Origin of the sequence: Burkholderia sp. 8Y (genome assembly GCF_902506145.1) — a bacterium.
Classification (GTDB): domain Bacteria; phylum Pseudomonadota; class Gammaproteobacteria; order Burkholderiales; family Burkholderiaceae; genus Caballeronia.
In genome coordinates, this window is the sequence record NZ_LR733519.1 from 2,102,639 (window position 1) to 2,119,596 (window position 16,958).

Here is a 16,958-nt window from a genome sequence, read left to right on the forward strand (position 1 = left end):
TCAAGCCCTCCTCTTCGCGCCGACGAACGTAAAGCCGAGCGCGATCACGATCACCGCGCCCTTGAACACTTCCTGATAGTTGCTCGGGATGCCGGCGAAGTAGACCACGTTGCCGATCAGCGCGAGCACGAGCGCGCCGCACACGGCGCCGAGCATGGAGCCGCGCCCGCCCGCGAGCGAGATGCCGCCGATCACCACGGCGGCCACCGAGTTCAGCGTGTATGGCAAGCCGAGGCGCGCATCGCCGGATGCGGTCTGCGCGGACAGGCACACCGCCGCCGCGAACACGAAGAGCCACGCGAGCATATAGCCGAGCAGCTTCACGAGCCGGACATCGACGCCGACCTTGAACATCGCGTCGGCATTGCTGCCGGTTGCGATCAGCCGCCGCCCGAAGCGGTGCCGCTGCAACACGGCCCAGATCACGACAGCGGCCAGCACGGGCAGCGCCGCGACCGGCACCATGCCGACGCGCGCCGCAAACCATTCGCCGAGCGCATCGGGCACCGTGCCGCCCGGCTGCGGCATCAGAAGCAGCGCGCAGCCGAACCACACCGCGCCCGTCGCGAACGTCGCGATGAGCGCGCTCTGCTTCGCGTAGCCAACGAGAAAGCCGTTGCACGCGCCAGCGGCGAGCGCGGCGGCCAACGCCGCGAGACACGTCGCGCCCGTGCCCCAGCCCATGAGACCCGGCACGGCGGCGAGCACGCAATTGACGAGCGAGATGCCCGCGCCCACCGACAAGTCCAGCTCGCCCATCAGCACGACCACCGCTTGCGCCATGCAGACGAGAATCACCGGCGCCGCGTTCTGCATGTTGCTCGCGATCGAATCGAGCGTCAGAAAGTCAGGTTGCAGCCACGCGTTGCACACGACCACGGCAATCAGCATGATCAGCGCGGGCAAGGCGCTCGCGGCGCGCGCAAGCGTCGCCTTCAGTCCCGTGCCGATGCGTTTGACCGGCACGGCCTTGGTGCTTGGAAGCCCTTCGCTCAAGTGCGCTTTCATGCCGCGCTCCGGCCAAAGAGGGCGCTTGTCACGCGCGATTCGTTCATTTCGTTCCCTTCCAGTTGCGCGACGATCCGGCCTTCGTACATGACGACGAGCCGGTCGCACACCGCAAGCAATTCTTCGGTGTCCGAAGCGTAAACCAGCACGGCGGTCCCTGCCGCGGCGAGCGCGCCGATCGCCTCGTAGATATCCTTGCGGGCGATGACATCGACGCCCTTGGTCGGATCGCTCAGAAGCAGCACATCGACCTGACGGTTCAGCCAGCGGCCGATGACGACCTTCTGCTGATTGCCACCCGAGAGATCGCGCACGGGCTGCCGCGCGTCGGATGTCTTGATGCGCAGGCGCTTGACGACATCGTCGACGAAGCGGCGGATCGGCGCGCGATGCAGCCGCCACGGGCTTGGCGCGAAGTTCACGCCGACTTGCGCGAGATTGAATTCGACCGAATGATCGAGCCACAAACCCTGACGATGCCGGTCGTTCGGCACGAGGCACACGCCCGCCGCGATCATCTGGCGCGGCGAGCGCGGCATGACGGTTCTCGCGCCGCCCGGTCCCGCGAGCGTCACCGTGCCGGCATCCGGCACGCGAAAACCCGCGAGCGCATCGAGCAACTCCTCCTGACCGTGGCCCTGCAATCCCGCGATACCGAGAATCTCGCCGCGCTTCAATTCGAGATCGACGCCGCAGAGCCGCGCACCGGCTCGCAGGCCGCGCACGGTCATCGCGATGGATTCGCCGTTGCGCGCGACGCGGTCCTGCTGCGCCCGCTCCTGCGCGCCGTCGTGCAGATGCGCGGCGGCCGCGCCGCCCGCCACGCCGCCCATGAGTTCGAGCACGCGCGGCTCGTCGAGCTGGCCGCGCACCGGCAACTCGCCGACCGCGCGCCCATTGCACAGCACCATCAAGCGATCGCACAGCGACTCGATCTCCGCCATGCGATGCGAGATGAAGACGACCGCCGTGCCGCGCGCCGTCAGGCCGCGAACGGCGCGCATCAGGCTGTCGACTTCCGCTGCGGCGAGCGCGGCGGTCGGCTCGTCCAAGATGAGAACGCGCGGCGCGAGCGCGAGCGCCCGCGCGATTTCGACCAGTTGCTGATCCGCTGCGGTCAAGCTGCCCGCCGGGGCATCGACGTTCCATCCCGTCCGCAAGCCTTCGAGCAATTGACGCGCGCGCTCGCGCGTGCGCGACGGGTTCAGAAAGCGTGCGGCACGGCACAACTCCGCGCCGAGGAACACGTTCTCCCAGACCGGCAAGTCGGGCGCGAGACCCGGATGCTGATGCGCGATCGCAATGCCCGCCGCGCGCGCCGCTTTCGGCGAGCCGGCGGCGAGCGGCACGCCGTCCAGTTCGATCGAACCGTGGTCCGGCATCCTGTCGCCCGCGAGAATGCTCGACAACGTGGATTTGCCGGAGCCGTTCGCGCCGAGCAGCCCCAGCACTTCTCCGGCGTCGAGCGTGAGGCTCGCGTCGTCGAGCGCCAGCACGCCGCCATAGCGTTTCGTGAGTCCCTTCGCGATCAATACGGACATGAGGCCGCCGTCACTGCACGAACAGCGCGTCGAGCTCGGCTTCGGAGAGCCATTGCCCGAGGAAGTAGCTGTCCGGCTTGCCGTTCATCGACGCGAGCGTGGCGTCCAGCGTGTCGCTCGTCACCGTCTTCGTGATCGGGAAGTAGTACGTGTTCTCCGGCAGGGCTTTAAGCTTGCGTCCCTGCGCGAGACGCACTGCAATGCCGAGCGCCGTGCGGCTGATGTCGGGCGGATTCACCTGCACGAAGACCTTCATCGGATTGCCCGCGTCGCGCTGCTTCTTCCATTCGGTGAGAAAGCCCTTCTGCGCCTCGCCGGTCATGATCGGCACGCGGCGGTTCGCGTTCTCGAAGGCGCGCAGCACGCCGAGCGCCATCGCGTCTTCGGTGAACACGGCGTCGATCTTCGGTTGCGCGGCGATCACCGTCGCCATCACGGACTGCGCCTTCGCTTCGTCCCATTCGCCGTAGCCAGACCACACGACCTTGATGCCCGGATACTTCGCGAACGTATCGAGCGCGGCCTTCTTGCGCGCTTCCGCCGCCGGATGGCCGGGAATACCGTCCAGCACCACGACGTTGCCCGTGCCGTGCAATTGCTCCGCGATCCATTCGGCGTAACGCTGGCCCCACTTGTAATGGTCCACCGTGACGTTGGTCGCATAGCGGTTCGATACCGCCTGATCGAACGAGACGACCGGAATCTTGCTGCGCTCGGCCTCGTTGATGACGCCGTTGAGCGCGGTCGCGGAATTGGCATCGACCATGATCGCGCCGACTTTCTGGCGGATCATATTGCGCATGTCCTGAATCTGCTGGCCGGTGTTCGCGCCGGATTGCTGGACGACGAGCTTGTCGGCCATGCCCTTGGACTTATAGGTCTCGAACTGCTGATTCGCTCCGTCGATCATCTGATTGCGCCATTCGGTGCCGAAGTAGCCGTTGGACAGCCCGATGGTCGGCGCGGCGGCGAACGCCGATGCGCAAGCGAAACCAGCCGCCAGCGCGGCGAGCAAGGTGCGCGTTCTCATGTGGTCGTCTCCTGATTGTTCCTAAGCGAAGGCGCCGGCCGCAGGTGCGCGGCCGGCGCCATGCAACGCGTCTGCGGGCGTTCAGTGAACGGGCGCGGGGGCGGCTTGCTCCACGCCAGCATCGGCGGGCAGCGGCGTGCCGATATGCAGTTCCCCGCGCGGCGGCAGCGAATCGTGCGTCGTCTTGAAGATGTCGCCGTCTTTCATGACGAGCGTGATCTTCGCCGGGTCTTGCAAAATCGTCAGGTCCGCGAGCGGATTCCCATCCACGAGGATGATGTCGGCGAGATAGCCCTCGCGGACCTGGCCCAGCTCGTCGGGCATCATCATCAGTTCGCCGCCGAGGCGCGTCGCCGAAATGAGCACTTCCATCGGCGTCATGCCGATGTAATCGACGAAGTACTGAAGGTCGCGCGCGTTGGTGCCGTGCGGCATCCACGCGAAGCCGTAATCGCCGCCCGGCAGAATGCGGATGCCGCGCTTGTGCATCTTGCGCAGCGTGTCGGCGGCGGTTTCGAGCTCGCGCTTGTAGCCCATTTTCGTCGCCATTTCTTCCGTGATGCCCCACTTCTCCGCGTGATACAGCGTGCTGATGAGCCAGCCGATACCGGGCGCGACGAAGTGCTTGTCCTTGTTGGCTTCGAGCATGTCGAGCGCCTCTTCGTCCGCGAAGCTCGCGTGGAAGACCAGCTCCAGACCGTGCCGCACGCACTGCTTGACCGATTCGCTCGAACGCGCATGCGCGGCCACGCGCTTGCCCGCGCGCTTGGCTTCGGCGGCGAGCATCGCGATCTCTTCCTCCGAGAACGGCGACGATTCCGCCGAAATGCCCGCGATGTACTCGCCCGACAGGTTGATCTTCAGGTGATCGACGCCGTACTTGACGAACATGCGCGTCGTCGCGCGCATCTCTTCCGGGCCGCTCACGACCGCGCCGAAATTCAGCTCCTTGAACGGCATGTGCGGCAGCGTGTTGTCGGCAAGGCCGCCGAGAATGGTGATTTCCTGACTGCCCGCGAGATAGCGCGGCCCCGGAAACTCGCCCGCGTTCACGGCGTTGCGCAGCACGACGTCGAGCCGGGGCTTCGCGGCCGCCGCGCCGAGCGCGGACGTCCAGCCCATTTCGAGGTAACGCTTGGCCACGCGCACGCACCAGAGCATATGTTCTTCGGGCGGCATGAACTGAATCGCGGAAAGCGACGGCTGGTCGTTCCACGAGAAATGCGTATGCGCTTCGGTCATGCCGGGCATGAGAAACGCGCCGCGGCCGTCGATACGCCGCGCGTCGGGCGCGCTGATCGGCGCTTCTTCGCGCGCCACGCGCACGATGCGGCGGCCATCGACGAGCACCTGGCCCTTGAACGGCTGCGCGCCGCTGCCATCGAAAACGGATACGTTGTCGAACAAAATCGAACTCATGTCTGTCTCCTCCACGCGGACCCGGCGCATGTGGCGCGGGCCGCCGGTTGATTACGCTTGACCTGGTTGGCGCGGGTCCGGCGCCGGTCGATCGCCGTCTGTGCGGCGCTTGATCGACGCGGCTTGCCGGCGCGTTCAGTTCCTCACTGCGCCGCCTCGTAGAAGCTCTTGAGTTCCGCCGTCGATTCGGCCGGCTTCTCGAACGTCGTCCAGTGGCCGCAGCCGCTCAGCACGACGACCTTCGCGCCCGCGATGCGCTCGGCCATCGCCTTGACCGCATCCGGCTTGCCGACGCCGTCCTGATCGCCGGTGACGAGCAGCGTCGGCACTTGGATGCGCTCGATCTCGGCGGCCTGCGCGCCCGCGAGCGCCTCGCAGCTTTGCGCGTAGCCTTCGGGCGACTGCCGCATCACGCTTTCGCGCACGAGCGCGAGCGTCACGGGCCGTTGCGACTTCGTTTCGTCGCTGGTCGCGCCTTTCACGATGGCGTCGGCGATATCCTGCACGCCCGGCACGCCCTTCTCGCGCGCAATTCCCGCGCGCTGGCGCATGCCTTCGCGGCCGGCATCCGGCGGCGCGACGAGCGGCCCGAACAGCGCGAGGCTCTTCACCAGTTCCGGATGCTTCACGGCCAGATGCTGCGCGACGATGGTCCCCATCGAATGCGCGACGACGTCGGCTTTCGTCACGTCCATTTCGCGCAGCACAGACGCGATGGTGTCCACGTACAGGTCGATCGACAGCTTCTGTTCCGGCAACGGCGAGCGCGCGCTGCCCGGCAGGTCGATGCGAATGACCTTCTTGCCCACGAACGCCGGCAGCACCGGGGTCCAGTTGTTCGACGAACCGCCCAGACCGTGAATGCAGACGACCGGCGCGCCTTCGCCTTCCGTCTCGATGAATACGCCTTGCACTTGCGTCGTTGCCATGTTCACGCCACCTCGTTTTCAAGAATGCCGATGCCCGGAATTTCCATGCGGACCACGTCGCCGCTTTGCAGGAACTTCGGTGGATTGAAGCCGATGCCGACGCCCGCGGGCGTCCCGGTCGCGATGACGTCGCCCGGCTGAAGCTCCATGCCAGCCGAGAGCGTCTCGATGATCGTCGGGATATCGAAAATCAGCTGCTTCGAGTTCGATTCCTGACGCAGCTCGCCGTTGATCCAGCAGCGCACGTCGATATTCGATGCGTCGATCTCGTCAGCCGTGACGAGCGTCGGGCCCATCGGGCAGAAGCCGTCGAGCGACTTGCCGATGAACCATTGGCGATGCAGCTTTTGCAGATCGCGCGCGGTCACGTCGTTGATGATCGTGTAGCCGAAGACGTGGTTCATCGCGTCGGCCTTTTTGATGCCGCGCCCCGCCTTGCCGATGACGACGCCGATCTCGACTTCGTAATCCATCTGCTGCGTCACGTCGGCGTGGCGCGGAATGCGCTCGCCCGTCGCGATGATCGTGGAGGCGGGCTTGGTGAAGACGACCGGCGCTTCCGGAATGTGCTCGCCTGCCTGCGCGCTCTTGTCGAAGCCCGACTTGCTGAACTCTTCCGCGTGGTCGTGATAGTTCTTGCCGACGCAGAACACGTTGCGGCGCGGTTCGTCGATGGGCGCGAGCAGTTGCGCCGACGCGAGCGGCTTGCCTTCGCCGCGCGGACGCAGCGATTCGCGCAGATCCGCGAACTGTTGGACCAATTGGACCATGTCGCCCGAAAAGCCGTCGCAGAGTTCGGAAACCGGCCAATATTTGCCGGCTTCCGAATCAATGACAGCGACGGTTTTCGCGCCATCTACCCGCAAGGTTGCTAATTTCATGGTGGGCCTTTAATCTAGACTGGTCGGTGAATCTGGAGCCACTCTAGGACCAAAAAAGAACAAAGAGAACTAGGGTTAACCAATCTTCGATACCAATTGGTCTATACGGATGGTGCAGGAGAAGTCATGAGCAGCGTCGATGAAATCAGGCTGACAGTCAGGTCCAAGGGAGCGCGTGAACTCGCCCACTATCTCGAAGAGGCGATTCGCAGCGGCCGGCTGGGCGTGGGCGTGCGTCTGCCGCCCGAGCGCGAACTGAGCGAGGAATTCGGCGCGTCGCGCGGCGCGGTGCGGCGCGTGCTCGCGGACCTGAAAGGGCGCGGGCTGATTCGCCAGGCGGTCGGCAGCGGCACCTTCGTGATGCCGGGCGCATTCGTGGCAGCGCCGGTTTCAGCGCCCGAGCCCGAGCCCGAGCCGAAGAGCGAGGTCGTGCAGACGAGTCCCGCCGAGTTGATGGAAGCGCGTCTTCTGATCGAGCCGCTGATGCCCGGTTTGATCGTGCGTTATGCGACGGTCGCCGACTTCACGCACATGACCGAGTGCATCGAGCGGTCGGAAGCGGCGGCGAGCATCGAGGAATTCGAGCACTGGGACGGCGAGTTGCATCGCGCGTTCGCAGTGGCGACGCACAACAGCTTCTTTCTGCGCGTGCTGGAGTTGACGAACGAAGTGCGCGAACAAGGCGAATGGGGACGCCTGAAGCGCAAGTCGCTCACGCCCGAGCGACGCAGTGAGTACGAGGCGCAGCACCGCGCCATCGTCGATGCGCTTCGGGATCGCGATGCCGAACTCGCCTGCGAGCTATTGACGGGACATCTGCTCCAGATTCGCGACAACCTTTTCGGCCGTTAGAACACGCACGCGCCGCCGCTTGCATCGACACGCTTTTCGCGGACTCATTCACCGCATTGAGTCCGTGCGTGCGTTTCATCGGGAAAGCTCTAATCGAAGCGCCGAAAATAGCTGCATATAGTGGCTCTGTTCTTTTTATCCCGCCTGTGCGCTGCGATAAACCAAACTATGAGACAACCGCGCGATTCCATGCATCATGCCCGCCGCGATTCGTGTTTCTGAGCGCCACGACTCGAAGAATCAAAGCATTCAGAGTTTCATCGCAACGCGTAGAAAGAAAATCATCACCGACGCTTTCCAATGTGAAAGCCGCTCTGAAGTGATTAGCAAGCGATCACCCATTATCTGGACGCAAACGACCAGGTCGATTTGCATCGGCCAAGAACGGAGGTGGACATGACGCAGCACCGGGACGACAAGACGAAAGACGGCAGTACGACCGACGGCAACGGCACGATCAGCACCGCGAGGCGCGGCTTGATGCAGGGCGCGGGCCTTGGCGCTGCGCTGTCGCTGCTGGGCGGCGCGGGCGGATTGATTTCGAGCGCGCAAGCCGCCGAAGCCGCGTTTCCGCAGCACAAGAAATGGAAGATCGTGTTCGTCAATCATGTCACCACGAATCCATTTTTCGTGCCGACGCAATACGGCATTCAGGACGCGTGCTCGCTCCTCGGCATGGATTATCAGTGGACCGGCTCGGCCACATCCGATGCGGGCGAAATGGTGCGCGCGGTGAATTCCGCGATCGCTGCGAAAGCCGATGCAATCGCGGTGCCGATCGTCGATCCGACTGCTTTCGACAAGCCCATACAGGCCGCGCTCGATGCCGGCATTCCGGTGTTCGCCTATAACGCCGATGCGCCGCGCGGCAAGACGAGTCCGCGTCTCGCGTACATCGGACAGGAACTGTATCTCTCCGGTTATCAGATGGGCGAGCGCATTGCGAGTCTCGTCGACAGCGGCATGGTGGCGCTTTTCATCTCGACGCCGGGTCAGTTGAACATCCAGCCGCGTCTGGACGGCGCGAGCGATGCCATCAAGAAGTCCGGCAAGAAGATCGACATTCAGACCGTGGCGACGGGCGCGACCGTCAACGAAGAGCTGTCCAAGATCAAGTCCTTTTATCTGGGACACCAGAATCTCAAAGGCATGTTCGCCGTCGATGCGGGCAGCACGCAAGGCGTCGCGCAGGTGATGAAGGAATCGAATCTGCCGTCGAAGGGCGTGCATGGCGGCGGCTTCGACCTGTTGCCGCAAACCGTTCAGCTGATCCACGAAGGCTTCCTCGATTTCACCATCGACCAGCAGCCGTACGTGCAGGGCTTTTATACCGTGGTGGAAGCGTTCACGTTCCTCGCGTCGGGCGGGCTCGTCGGACCGGCGAATATCAACACGGGTCTCAAGTTCGTGACGAAGGCGACCGTCGAGCCGTACCTCAATACGTCGACGCGTTATGAAGGCAAGACCACCAAGCCGCAGATCGTTCCGATGAGCGGCGCGATCAAGTCGTGATGAATACGCTGAACGAGCCGGGCAAAACGCGAGGCGCCGCGCCGGTCGCGAGACCGCGTGGCGCGTTCTTCGCACAGTGGGCGGCCGAGTTGCGGATACTGCTCGTCGCGGTGCTGCTCGCCGCGTACTTTCAGATTGTCAACCACGACTTCCTGCTGTCGAACGCGAGCCTCGTCAACCTGTCGCAGTTCATCGCGCCGGTCGCGATCATCGCGCTCGGCGAGATCATGCTGATGATCGGCGGCGACATCGATCTGTCGGCGGGCATGGTGTTCGCCTTCGCGCCATTCATGATGGTGTTCGCCAACGATGCCGGCGCGCCGATGTGGCTCGCGGTCATCGCGGGCCTCGTCGCGGCGGCGATCATCGGTTTCGTGAACGGCGCGGTGACGGTGTATCTGCGCTTGCCCTCCTTCGTCACGACGCTCGGCACGCTGTTCCTCATCAACGGCATCACGCTCACCGTCTCGCGCGGCACGCCGGTCGCGACGCCCGGCTCGCCGGAATTCGCCTCCGTGATGGGCGCGTGGGGCTACAGCGAAATCATCTGGACGCTCGCGCTCGCGATCATCATGCACGTGCTGTTGCGGCACACGCGCTGGGGCCTGCACACGCAGGCGGCGGGCGCGAATCCGCTCGGCGCGGGCGAAGCGGGTATTCGCGTGAACCGGCTGCGTCTCGGCAACTTCATTCTCGCGGCGGTGCTCGCGGGCCTCACGGGCATACTCGAAGGCTTTCGCATCACGTCGATCGACCCGCAAGCGGGCGGCAATCAGATCATGTTTCTCGCGGTCGCGGCAGCCGTGATCGGCGGCACACCGTTGACGGGCGGCTCCGGCACGATTGTCGGCGGCGTGATCGGCGCGGCGGTGCTCGGCATTCTCAACGACGGCTTCACGCTCATCGGCATTAACGCGTTCACGTTCAACATCATTCTCGGCGCCGCGATTCTCGCCGCGATGATCTTCAACATTCACATCGGACGCATTCGCCGCAAGGGGGGACGGTGATGAGTGAAGCGCAAACCATCGCGTCCAATCTCGCGCCCGATCTCGCGCTCTCTGGCGACAATCTCGTGAAACGCTTCGGCGCGGTGACGGCGCTCGACGGCGTCTCGCTCACGCTCGGCAAGGGCGAAATTCTCGGCGTGCTCGGCGATAACGGCGCGGGCAAGTCCACGCTCGTCAAGATTCTCACGGGCTTTCATCAGCAGACGAGCGGCACGCTGCACGTCCACGGCCAGGAAACGCTGATCCGTTCCGTCGATCATGCGCGCTCGCTCGGTATCGAATGCGTGTATCAGGACCTCGCGCTCGCGAATTCGCTCAGCATCTACCACAACATGTTTCTGAACCGCGAGATCGTGCGGCGCGGGCCGCTCAGTCTCATGGGGCTCGTGGATCACAAGCAGATGCGCGAGCGCGCGGCGCAATGTCTCGACGATATCGGCGTGCATGTGCCGTCCGTCGATTTGCCGGTGGAGCGTTTGTCGGGCGGTCAGCGTCAGGCGATTGCGGTGGCGCGCGCCGTCAATTCGAACGCGCGCATTCTGCTGCTCGACGAACCGCTCGCCGCGATGGGCGCGCGTGAAGCGGCGCTCATCATCGATCTCGTGCTGCGGCTGAAGGAAAAAGGCGGCCTGTCGATCATCATGATCATGCACAACTATGCGCAGACGCTCGACATCGCGGATCGCATCATGCTGATGCAGCGCGGCCGCGTGACCTACGAACAGCGCAGCGCGAACACGTCAGTCGCGGAGCTGATGGATATCGTGCGGCGGGAATATCGCGCGATGCGGGCGACGACGGCTCAATAGAAGCGGCGTTCGACAAGCGTGAAACGCTCGCGAGAAGCCTGAACGGGTCGTTTGATGGCGCGGGCCTCGAAGCGTACTCACGCGCGCCCTGCATTGCCGAGGCGGAGATCCGGCGGCACAGGCGCCGATCAACCGAAGTTATTCGAATCAGCTGAACGCCGACACCGCGGGCATCATGCAAACCCGCGGCATCGGCCATCAGATTACGGTCACTGCGAAGCGCACGTGAAGCTGGACGCCACGTTCACATCGCCCGAGCCGGTGTAGCGCGGGAAAGTCGGGTATTCGCAGAGCGGCCGCGTGCGGCCGGGCACGCCCGTCGTGTCCGCGACGGTCTGCGCAGGCGGCGTCACGCCCTTCTCGACCCAGTTTTCGAGCGTCGTCAGCGAGTCCCACGATGCGTTGAAGATGCTGCTGGTCGCATGCCCGTAGCCGGGAATCTCGTAGAAGCGCACGAAACTGCTGACAGCCGACGGTCCCATCGTCTGACGCAGACGCAGGTAATACTGCTCCGTCGACTGCGTGCTCACCAGGGCATCCGCCATGCCGTGCGCCATCAGGATCTTGCCGCCCTTTGCATTGAACGCGGACAAATCCGTCTTGTTCACGTCCTGCTCGGCCGTCAGCGAACTGATGCGCGCCTGATATGCGCCGGGGTTTTGCGGATCGACCGTGAGCGAATTCACGCTCGGATCGCGCGCCACGAAGTAGCGAATCCACTGGTCCCAGAAGACGCTGAAGTAAGGCGCGGTCGCAGGCATCGGACTGGCCGGCTGCACGAGATTCAACGCGAGGCTGATGACGGTCGGCTGCACCGCCGACGCATTCACGACGCCCAAGTCCGCGCCCCACACGTTGAAGCCCGGATACTGCGTCTCGCCGCTGCCGAGCGCGTAATTGAACGTGATCGGCGTGGCGTAGACCTTCAGTGCGGCGATCTGCGCGTCGGAGAGGCAGGTGTCGCCCGTGTCCGCGCCGTTCGCGCATCGGAGCGGCGTGCCGTTGAGCGTCGCGGTCGCCGGATCGAAGCTCGCATTGCACGCGGCCACGTTGCTGATGAGTCCATCGGCCACGCCGTCGAGTGCGTCGCAGGCGGCCATCGCGGCGTTGAGCAGCACTTTGCGCTTCGCCTGATTCGGGTACGCGCCGGGCTGCGCGAGCGCGCGCGTGATGCGGCCGAACTGTAGGTCGAGCGTCGCCGCATTCCAGGCCGGATACAGCACGATGGAGCCGTCCCAGTCCTGCGGCCAACGCTGTACGACCGCAAGCGCCTCGCGTCCGCCGGACGAGCCGCCCGCGAAGTACGCGCGCTTGGGCTTGTCCACCGCATAACGCTTGCCGATCAGATAGACAGCCGTGTCGCGCGTCTTCTTGAGGGCGTCGCCGGAGAAGTTCGCGACGGCTTCGTCGTTGGTGCCGAAGGAGCCGTCGCGGCTGCCGAGCGCGCCGGCCTGATGACCGGAATCGCTCGCGAACACCGCATAGCCGCGCGCGAGCGGCGCAGGCTGTGTCGTCGGCCCGGCCGGGACATTGCCGCTCACGGCGGGCACCGTGCCGTCGTAGCCGCCGCCGCCGAACATCATCGCCTTGTTGTTCCACTGCGTCGGCATCGCAATCTGGAAGTTGATCTTGGGCGCGGTCGGATCGACGGGCGCAATCGATCCGGTCACGAGGCAATACTCCGGCGTCGCGGTGACGCCCGTCCCCGAAGCGGGCACGGTCGCGGCGGCAGCGACGGTCGCGCCCGTCGTCGGCAGACCGATCGCGCTCGCGGGCACGCTCATTCCCGCGAGCTGCGCACAACTGAGTGCTGCGGTTGGCGGCGTGCCGTTGTTGTTGTCGTCGTGTCCGCCGTGACAGGCGGCGAGCGCCAGCGCGGCAAACGGCGCGGCGGCCACCGCCGCCCTGTTGACGTATCCGATATAGCGAGGCCTGCAGGATGCTTCGGGCATGTCTCCTTCCTCCTGGCAATGGGATGCTCTCGTGAACGGCTTTCGCTTTCGCGTCGGCGTCGTGCGGCGACATTTTTTTGCGTCCGCGTAAGAATCGTTGACGGCGGCGTAATGGAAGTCAAGCGGGGCGTGTACCGACGCGTGGGCTGGCAATCAGTTCAACCGAACTTACTGCCACGCGCGGGAAAGGGATGAGTGGCGGAGGTAGGCTTTACCTTGCCGATGAGCGTCGATGCTTGCAGAGTTTGTTTGCAGTACAGCGAGCAGAGGACTCGCCGTCGATTCTTGAGTCTTCGATGACCCGCCGCGCGGGCCGTCGAGTTGATGGAACGCCGCAACCGTGCGTCCAGAATTGCCGACCACGAGACGCCAGCGAACGGATCGCTTTGATGCGTTGTCGGCAAAGACTCTTTGGTTCTGGTTTGGAGCAGCGCCGGAGTCATTGAAATGACGAACCGGCGCCTGAATGAATTAACTCGCCTCTGCGCCGTTGGCGTTGCCATTTTGCGCAGCGGCCTGGGCGGACTCGGAGCCCGAAGCGCGCTTGACGGAAGCCTTCTTGGTCGCGGCCTTTTTAGTTGCGGCCTTCTTGGTCGCAGTCTTTTTTATCGCCGCCTTCTTGGTTGCGGTCTTTTTCGCCGGTGTCTCTTTCTGCGCCGCGCCATCCGCCGATGCCGCATCGATCAAGAACTTGGTCCTGTCCCTGGCGGTCGCAAGCCAAGCCGGGGCCTTGCCTCGGCCACTCCACTCCGCGCCCGTTTTGGGATCGCGGTATTTCGCGGGTTGCGGTCCACGTGCATAGTTGCCGAGCGCCTTCGCCGGCTTCGCGTTAGCAGCGGACGCCGTGCCGGTGCTCGCGTCGATGAGAAACCTGTTGCGGTTCTTGGCGCTGGCAATCCATCCGGGCGCGCGGCCGTGACCGCTCCACGTCGCTCCGCTCTTCGGATCGCGATACTTCGCATTCGACGCGCCACTGTTCTGCGATGCAGTGCTCGTGCCGCGTTTTCCGCCACTGCCTTTGCCGGTCTTCTGCGAGCGGAGGTCGTCGACAGTCAAGCCGTATTCGTCCATCAACGCATGAATTTGCGCGATGACACTTGCCGATTGTTTCATGGTTATTTGTTCGGCTTGCGCCTGCAGCTTGGCGATTTTCGTCTGAATGTCTTTTAGCGTTGCCATGGAACTCCCCTTTTGTTTGCAATGTCCGCACTATGCCATAGGCATTGCCCCCAATGCAGATTCAGCCGCAACACAATCACCGGCGTTGCTTCAACGAAACGCAATGAGAGGACTTTTCCGCAACGCAGAGCGCGCGTCTTCCGCTATCTGCTGACATCGGTTGATAGCGACGAGAAGCTTATCGGGCGCTTTGAATCAGTGCGGCATGAAGCGGCTAAGGCGCAGTTATCCGACAATGCGCGCCCATATCCACCGAATGCGGCGAGCGCGATCTTCGAAAAGATATGACGCAGCGAGCGCCAGAAATCCTGACACCGCTCCCGTCGCAATATGCTCGACATAGGGATTGGAGTAATGGCTTGCGTGCGAGTAAGCATCGCCCAAAGCTGTCAGCAAACCCACCAGCAACGCATTGCCGTATCGGTTTTCATAAAGTTTTGTCGCAAGCGTGAAAGTCAGAAGTACGGCGAGAAGTCCGGTAAGAAGCCCTGTCCTGAACGCGATAGTCCAGTGCGCGAGACTCATCACATTGCTCCAGCTACCCGGCATGCAGGTCATGCACGCACTGGTCGGCTGCCAGAATCGCTGCACGAACAATCTGATGCGGCGCTTCCACTCGCTTGACATGATGGATGCCCTCGCCACTGCCCACGCCAACGTCGATGCTATCGCGCGGCGTCGTCACGCCCGATTGCGCCACGAAGGCCGCATTTATCGGGTATTGCCTCGAAGCATTCGACGCGCGATAAGCCACGTTACGACGACGCGCAGCCGTGCGCAATCCCGGCAGTGATCGAGGTTCGTAGGAGGGATAGTCGAGCGGGGCGCCGGATTCACTGCAACCGCACAACGGCCGGCGGCGTCCAGTTGGCGCTTTGCGAATCGCCGGCGGGCCCGTAATTGCGCAGCATCAGCGAAAACGATGCGCCTGCGGGCGCGGGCAGCCAGTTCGCTTCCTTGTCGGCGCCGGGCGAGTCGGCCTGAAGATAAAGCGTGAGCGATCCGTCGCTGCCGTATTGCAATTGCGTGTTGCGCGTGCCCAATGCATAGCGGTTCAGCGCGTTCTTCACGAAGAAATGATGATCGTCGTAGAGCGCGAGCGACCAGAAGCCGCGCGTCGGCGGCAGTTGCCCCTTGGCGAACGTGATTTCGTAGCGGCCTTTGCCGTCGAGACGATTCCCGGACGCGTCGAGGTCTTGATAGTAATAGCGCGTCTCGTTCGCCGCGTTGACCATGATGTTCGACTTCGCCACTGCCGTGCGCGTGAAGTAATCGACCCCGAAACGCGCGCCGTCGTCCAGCGTCGTCCAGTGAAACGGCAGCGGTGCGCCCCATTTGCGAAACTGCAGCAGCGGATCGACCAGTTCCTGTTCGGCCTTCTTCGCCTCGTCGATCATGGCTGCTTTCAGCGCCGGGTCCTTCCGCGCGGCGGCGATCACCGCCAGCACCTTCGCGTACATCGCCTCTTCGCCCGCGCGGGGCGGTGCGTCGGCGAGCACGGCGGGCAACTCGTCGAAGAACGTCTCGGGCCGCACCCAGCGCACTTCGCCGTCGCCGGAACCGGCCGGTTCGGGGAAGACGCGCAGCGTATGCCAGTCGCGTCGCTTCATGCGGCCGTCGTAATCGGCCAGCGGATAGACGTCGATGTCGCGGATGACTGCCTCGACGGCCGCCCGGTCCTCGGGCGTATCCGCCTGGAAGACGCGCGGGATGACCATGGCCGTTTGCGAATCCGCATGCAGGACGGCGATGATGCCCGCCGGGACCTCGCCCTTCCAGCGCGGCCCGACCACCATATAGAAGCCGGGCTTGGTGCCGTACATCGAGCCGAGTGTCGCGAAGCCGTCGGTGCGCAGATTGGCAAGCTGATAAACCCAGAACCGCTTGCCGAAGTCCGGCACCTGGATAACGACGGGACTCGCGTCGAGCGCAAGAATGCCCGCCCCGTAGACGACATCCTGGTTCGGGCACGCCACCCAACGCTGATTCGGCTGCATGTAGTCGGTGAGCATCGCCATGCGGTTCAGCGGCGCGAATGGCAACACGCCGCCAGCGAGGCCGGGTTCGGGCGCGCGTTTGAATGCGAGGCGGCGGTTGTAGACATTGACCATCGGCCACGCCCAGAACAACGCATCGCGCGCAACGAGGCGTGCATAGGACTCGGTGATTCTTCCCTGTGAATCGGGGCCCGGCGCGGGCATCACCGTGGCTGGCGCAGTGCGCGCGGCTTCGAGCGCGTGAGCATCGACTGAGAACTGCAAAGCCGCGCAGAGAGCGGCCGCGGCGAACGGCAATTTGAGTGAGAAGGATGTAGGTACGCGATTCATCGTCGTGATCTCTTGATGTCGTGCGGTGCAGCGTCCGCTGCGGCTTCTATGCCAAGCACTCCGTTCCCACGCAAGCAGCCGGTGACGCACGCGCCTTTTTTTCTTCCCGCTTGGGTCCAGCGCCAAGTTAATCACTTTTGCAGAGGTTCTTTCCCCCTCGTTCCGAGGGGGAAAGCTGTGTGTCTACTGAAAGCGGTCTTATTGAATACTTAATCGGCGCGTAGACCGTTTGCAATTCGACTGAATGCGACTGCGTTTCTTGAGATCAGACATTCACAACGCGTATGAAACACATGCGCCCGGTCGCCAATCTTTATTTAGTATCCCGATACATTGCATATTTCACGCAGCCCAGTCCCACAAGCCTCGCTTCGATGGCATCGTCGAGCGGCGTACGCGGTTCATGCCCGAGCGTATCGACGAGACCCGCGTTCGTCATCCGCACCGGCGTGCGCCATGAATTGCGCATCGCCCGGAACGTCACGTCGAAAGGCGCAAGGGTTGCCAAC

General features: G+C 63.9%; 14 protein-coding genes. 4 read left to right on the top strand and 10 right to left on the bottom strand.

What is annotated here, in order from left to right:
• The 6 genes from GV035_RS09400 to GV035_RS09425 form a co-directional block, all read right to left on the bottom strand.
• Complete coding sequence (locus GV035_RS09400) at positions 1-1,008, bottom strand: ABC transporter permease (RefSeq protein WP_159834664.1); 1,008 nt, start codon at positions 1,006-1,008, stop codon at positions 1-3.
• Positions 1,005-2,549 (bottom strand): sugar ABC transporter ATP-binding protein, encoded by a 1,545-nt coding sequence (locus GV035_RS09405; RefSeq protein ID WP_159834665.1) that lies wholly within the window; start codon positions 2,547-2,549, stop codon positions 1,005-1,007. The genes GV035_RS09400 and GV035_RS09405 overlap by 4 nt, the downstream gene beginning before the upstream one ends.
• A gap of 10 nt (positions 2,550-2,559) precedes the next feature.
• Positions 2,560-3,579 carry an ABC transporter substrate-binding protein gene (locus GV035_RS09410; protein ID WP_159834666.1) on the bottom strand — a complete coding sequence of 340 codons (1,020 nt, stop codon included), beginning with the start codon at positions 3,577-3,579 and terminating at the stop codon, positions 2,560-2,562.
• A gap of 81 nt (positions 3,580-3,660) precedes the next feature.
• Entirely contained in the window at positions 3,661-4,998 is a 1,338-nt protein-coding gene (locus GV035_RS09415; RefSeq protein WP_159834667.1) for a metal-dependent hydrolase family protein, read from the bottom strand.
• Between the two features lie 143 nt (positions 4,999-5,141).
• Complete coding sequence (locus GV035_RS09420) at positions 5,142-5,927, bottom strand: alpha/beta fold hydrolase (protein WP_159834668.1); 786 nt, start codon at positions 5,925-5,927, stop codon at positions 5,142-5,144.
• Positions 5,928-5,929: 2 nt separating this feature from the next.
• Positions 5,930-6,808 carry a fumarylacetoacetate hydrolase family protein gene (locus GV035_RS09425; protein ID WP_159834669.1) on the bottom strand — a complete coding sequence of 293 codons (879 nt, stop codon included), beginning with the start codon at positions 6,806-6,808 and terminating at the stop codon, positions 5,930-5,932.
• Between the two features lie 126 nt (positions 6,809-6,934).
• On the opposite strand from GV035_RS09425, the gene GV035_RS09430 reads away from it, so the two are divergent.
• The 4 genes from GV035_RS09430 (at position 6,935) to GV035_RS09445 (ending at position 10,991) form a co-directional block, all read left to right on the top strand.
• Positions 6,935-7,660, top strand: coding sequence for a FadR/GntR family transcriptional regulator (locus GV035_RS09430; RefSeq protein ID WP_159834670.1), 726 nt, complete (start codon positions 6,935-6,937; stop codon positions 7,658-7,660).
• Positions 7,661-8,056: 396 nt separating this feature from the next.
• On the top strand, positions 8,057-9,172 hold the full coding sequence (locus GV035_RS09435) for a sugar ABC transporter substrate-binding protein (protein WP_159834671.1): 1,116 nt from the start codon (positions 8,057-8,059) through the stop codon (positions 9,170-9,172).
• Entirely contained in the window at positions 9,172-10,182 is a 1,011-nt protein-coding gene (locus GV035_RS09440) for an ABC transporter permease (protein ID WP_159834672.1), read from the top strand. The genes GV035_RS09435 and GV035_RS09440 overlap by 1 nt, the downstream gene beginning before the upstream one ends.
• Positions 10,182-10,991, top strand: coding sequence for an ATP-binding cassette domain-containing protein (locus GV035_RS09445; protein ID WP_159834673.1), 810 nt, complete (start codon positions 10,182-10,184; stop codon positions 10,989-10,991). The genes GV035_RS09440 and GV035_RS09445 overlap by 1 nt, the downstream gene beginning before the upstream one ends.
• A 209-nt stretch (positions 10,992-11,200) precedes the next feature.
• Here the strand turns inward: GV035_RS09445 and GV035_RS09450 are convergent, their stop codons facing one another.
• The 4 genes from GV035_RS09450 to GV035_RS09465 all read right to left on the bottom strand — a co-directional run bounded on the left by GV035_RS09450 (position 11,201) and on the right by GV035_RS09465 (position 16,449).
• On the bottom strand, positions 11,201-12,943 hold the full coding sequence (locus GV035_RS09450) for a tannase/feruloyl esterase family alpha/beta hydrolase (protein WP_159834674.1): 1,743 nt from the start codon (positions 12,941-12,943) through the stop codon (positions 11,201-11,203).
• Positions 12,944-13,414: 471 nt separating this feature from the next.
• The gene (locus GV035_RS09455; protein ID WP_236572503.1) at positions 13,415-14,122 is read right to left on the bottom strand and encodes an H-NS family nucleoid-associated regulatory protein; all 708 of its coding nucleotides are present in this window, start codon (positions 14,120-14,122) and stop codon (positions 13,415-13,417) included.
• A gap of 225 nt (positions 14,123-14,347) precedes the next feature.
• Positions 14,348-14,749, bottom strand: coding sequence for a hypothetical protein (locus GV035_RS09460; RefSeq protein WP_159834675.1), 402 nt, complete (start codon positions 14,747-14,749; stop codon positions 14,348-14,350).
• Between the two features lie 206 nt (positions 14,750-14,955).
• Positions 14,956-16,449, bottom strand: coding sequence for a DUF1254 domain-containing protein (locus GV035_RS09465; RefSeq protein WP_236572504.1), 1,494 nt, complete (start codon positions 16,447-16,449; stop codon positions 14,956-14,958).
• Positions 16,450-16,958: the final 509 nt, after the last annotated feature.

What these genes read in the sequence shown, in the direction of transcription:
- GV035_RS09400 (WP_159834664.1), bottom strand. Translation starts at nt 1,008, where the DNA reads ATGAAAGCGCACTTGAGCGAAGGGCTTCCAAGCACCAAGGCCGTGCCG.
- GV035_RS09405 (WP_159834665.1), bottom strand. Translation starts at nt 2,549, where the DNA reads ATGTCCGTATTGATCGCGAAGGGACTCACGAAACGCTATGGCGGCGTG.
- GV035_RS09410 (WP_159834666.1), bottom strand. Translation starts at nt 3,579, where the DNA reads ATGAGAACGCGCACCTTGCTCGCCGCGCTGGCGGCTGGTTTCGCTTGC.
- GV035_RS09415 (WP_159834667.1), bottom strand. Translation starts at nt 4,998, where the DNA reads ATGAGTTCGATTTTGTTCGACAACGTATCCGTTTTCGATGGCAGCGGC.
- GV035_RS09420 (WP_159834668.1), bottom strand. Translation starts at nt 5,927, where the DNA reads ATGGCAACGACGCAAGTGCAAGGCGTATTCATCGAGACGGAAGGCGAA.
- GV035_RS09425 (WP_159834669.1), bottom strand. Translation starts at nt 6,808, where the DNA reads ATGAAATTAGCAACCTTGCGGGTAGATGGCGCGAAAACCGTCGCTGTC.
- GV035_RS09430 (WP_159834670.1), top strand. Translation starts at nt 6,935, where the DNA reads ATGAGCAGCGTCGATGAAATCAGGCTGACAGTCAGGTCCAAGGGAGCG.
- GV035_RS09435 (WP_159834671.1), top strand. Translation starts at nt 8,057, where the DNA reads ATGACGCAGCACCGGGACGACAAGACGAAAGACGGCAGTACGACCGAC.
- GV035_RS09440 (WP_159834672.1), top strand. Translation starts at nt 9,172, where the DNA reads ATGAATACGCTGAACGAGCCGGGCAAAACGCGAGGCGCCGCGCCGGTC.
- GV035_RS09445 (WP_159834673.1), top strand. Translation starts at nt 10,182, where the DNA reads ATGAGTGAAGCGCAAACCATCGCGTCCAATCTCGCGCCCGATCTCGCG.
- GV035_RS09450 (WP_159834674.1), bottom strand. Translation starts at nt 12,943, where the DNA reads ATGCCCGAAGCATCCTGCAGGCCTCGCTATATCGGATACGTCAACAGG.
- GV035_RS09455 (WP_236572503.1), bottom strand. Translation starts at nt 14,122, where the DNA reads ATGGCAACGCTAAAAGACATTCAGACGAAAATCGCCAAGCTGCAGGCG.
- GV035_RS09460 (WP_159834675.1), bottom strand. Translation starts at nt 14,749, where the DNA reads ATGTCAAGCGAGTGGAAGCGCCGCATCAGATTGTTCGTGCAGCGATTC.
- GV035_RS09465 (WP_236572504.1), bottom strand. Translation starts at nt 16,449, where the DNA reads ATGAATCGCGTACCTACATCCTTCTCACTCAAATTGCCGTTCGCCGCG.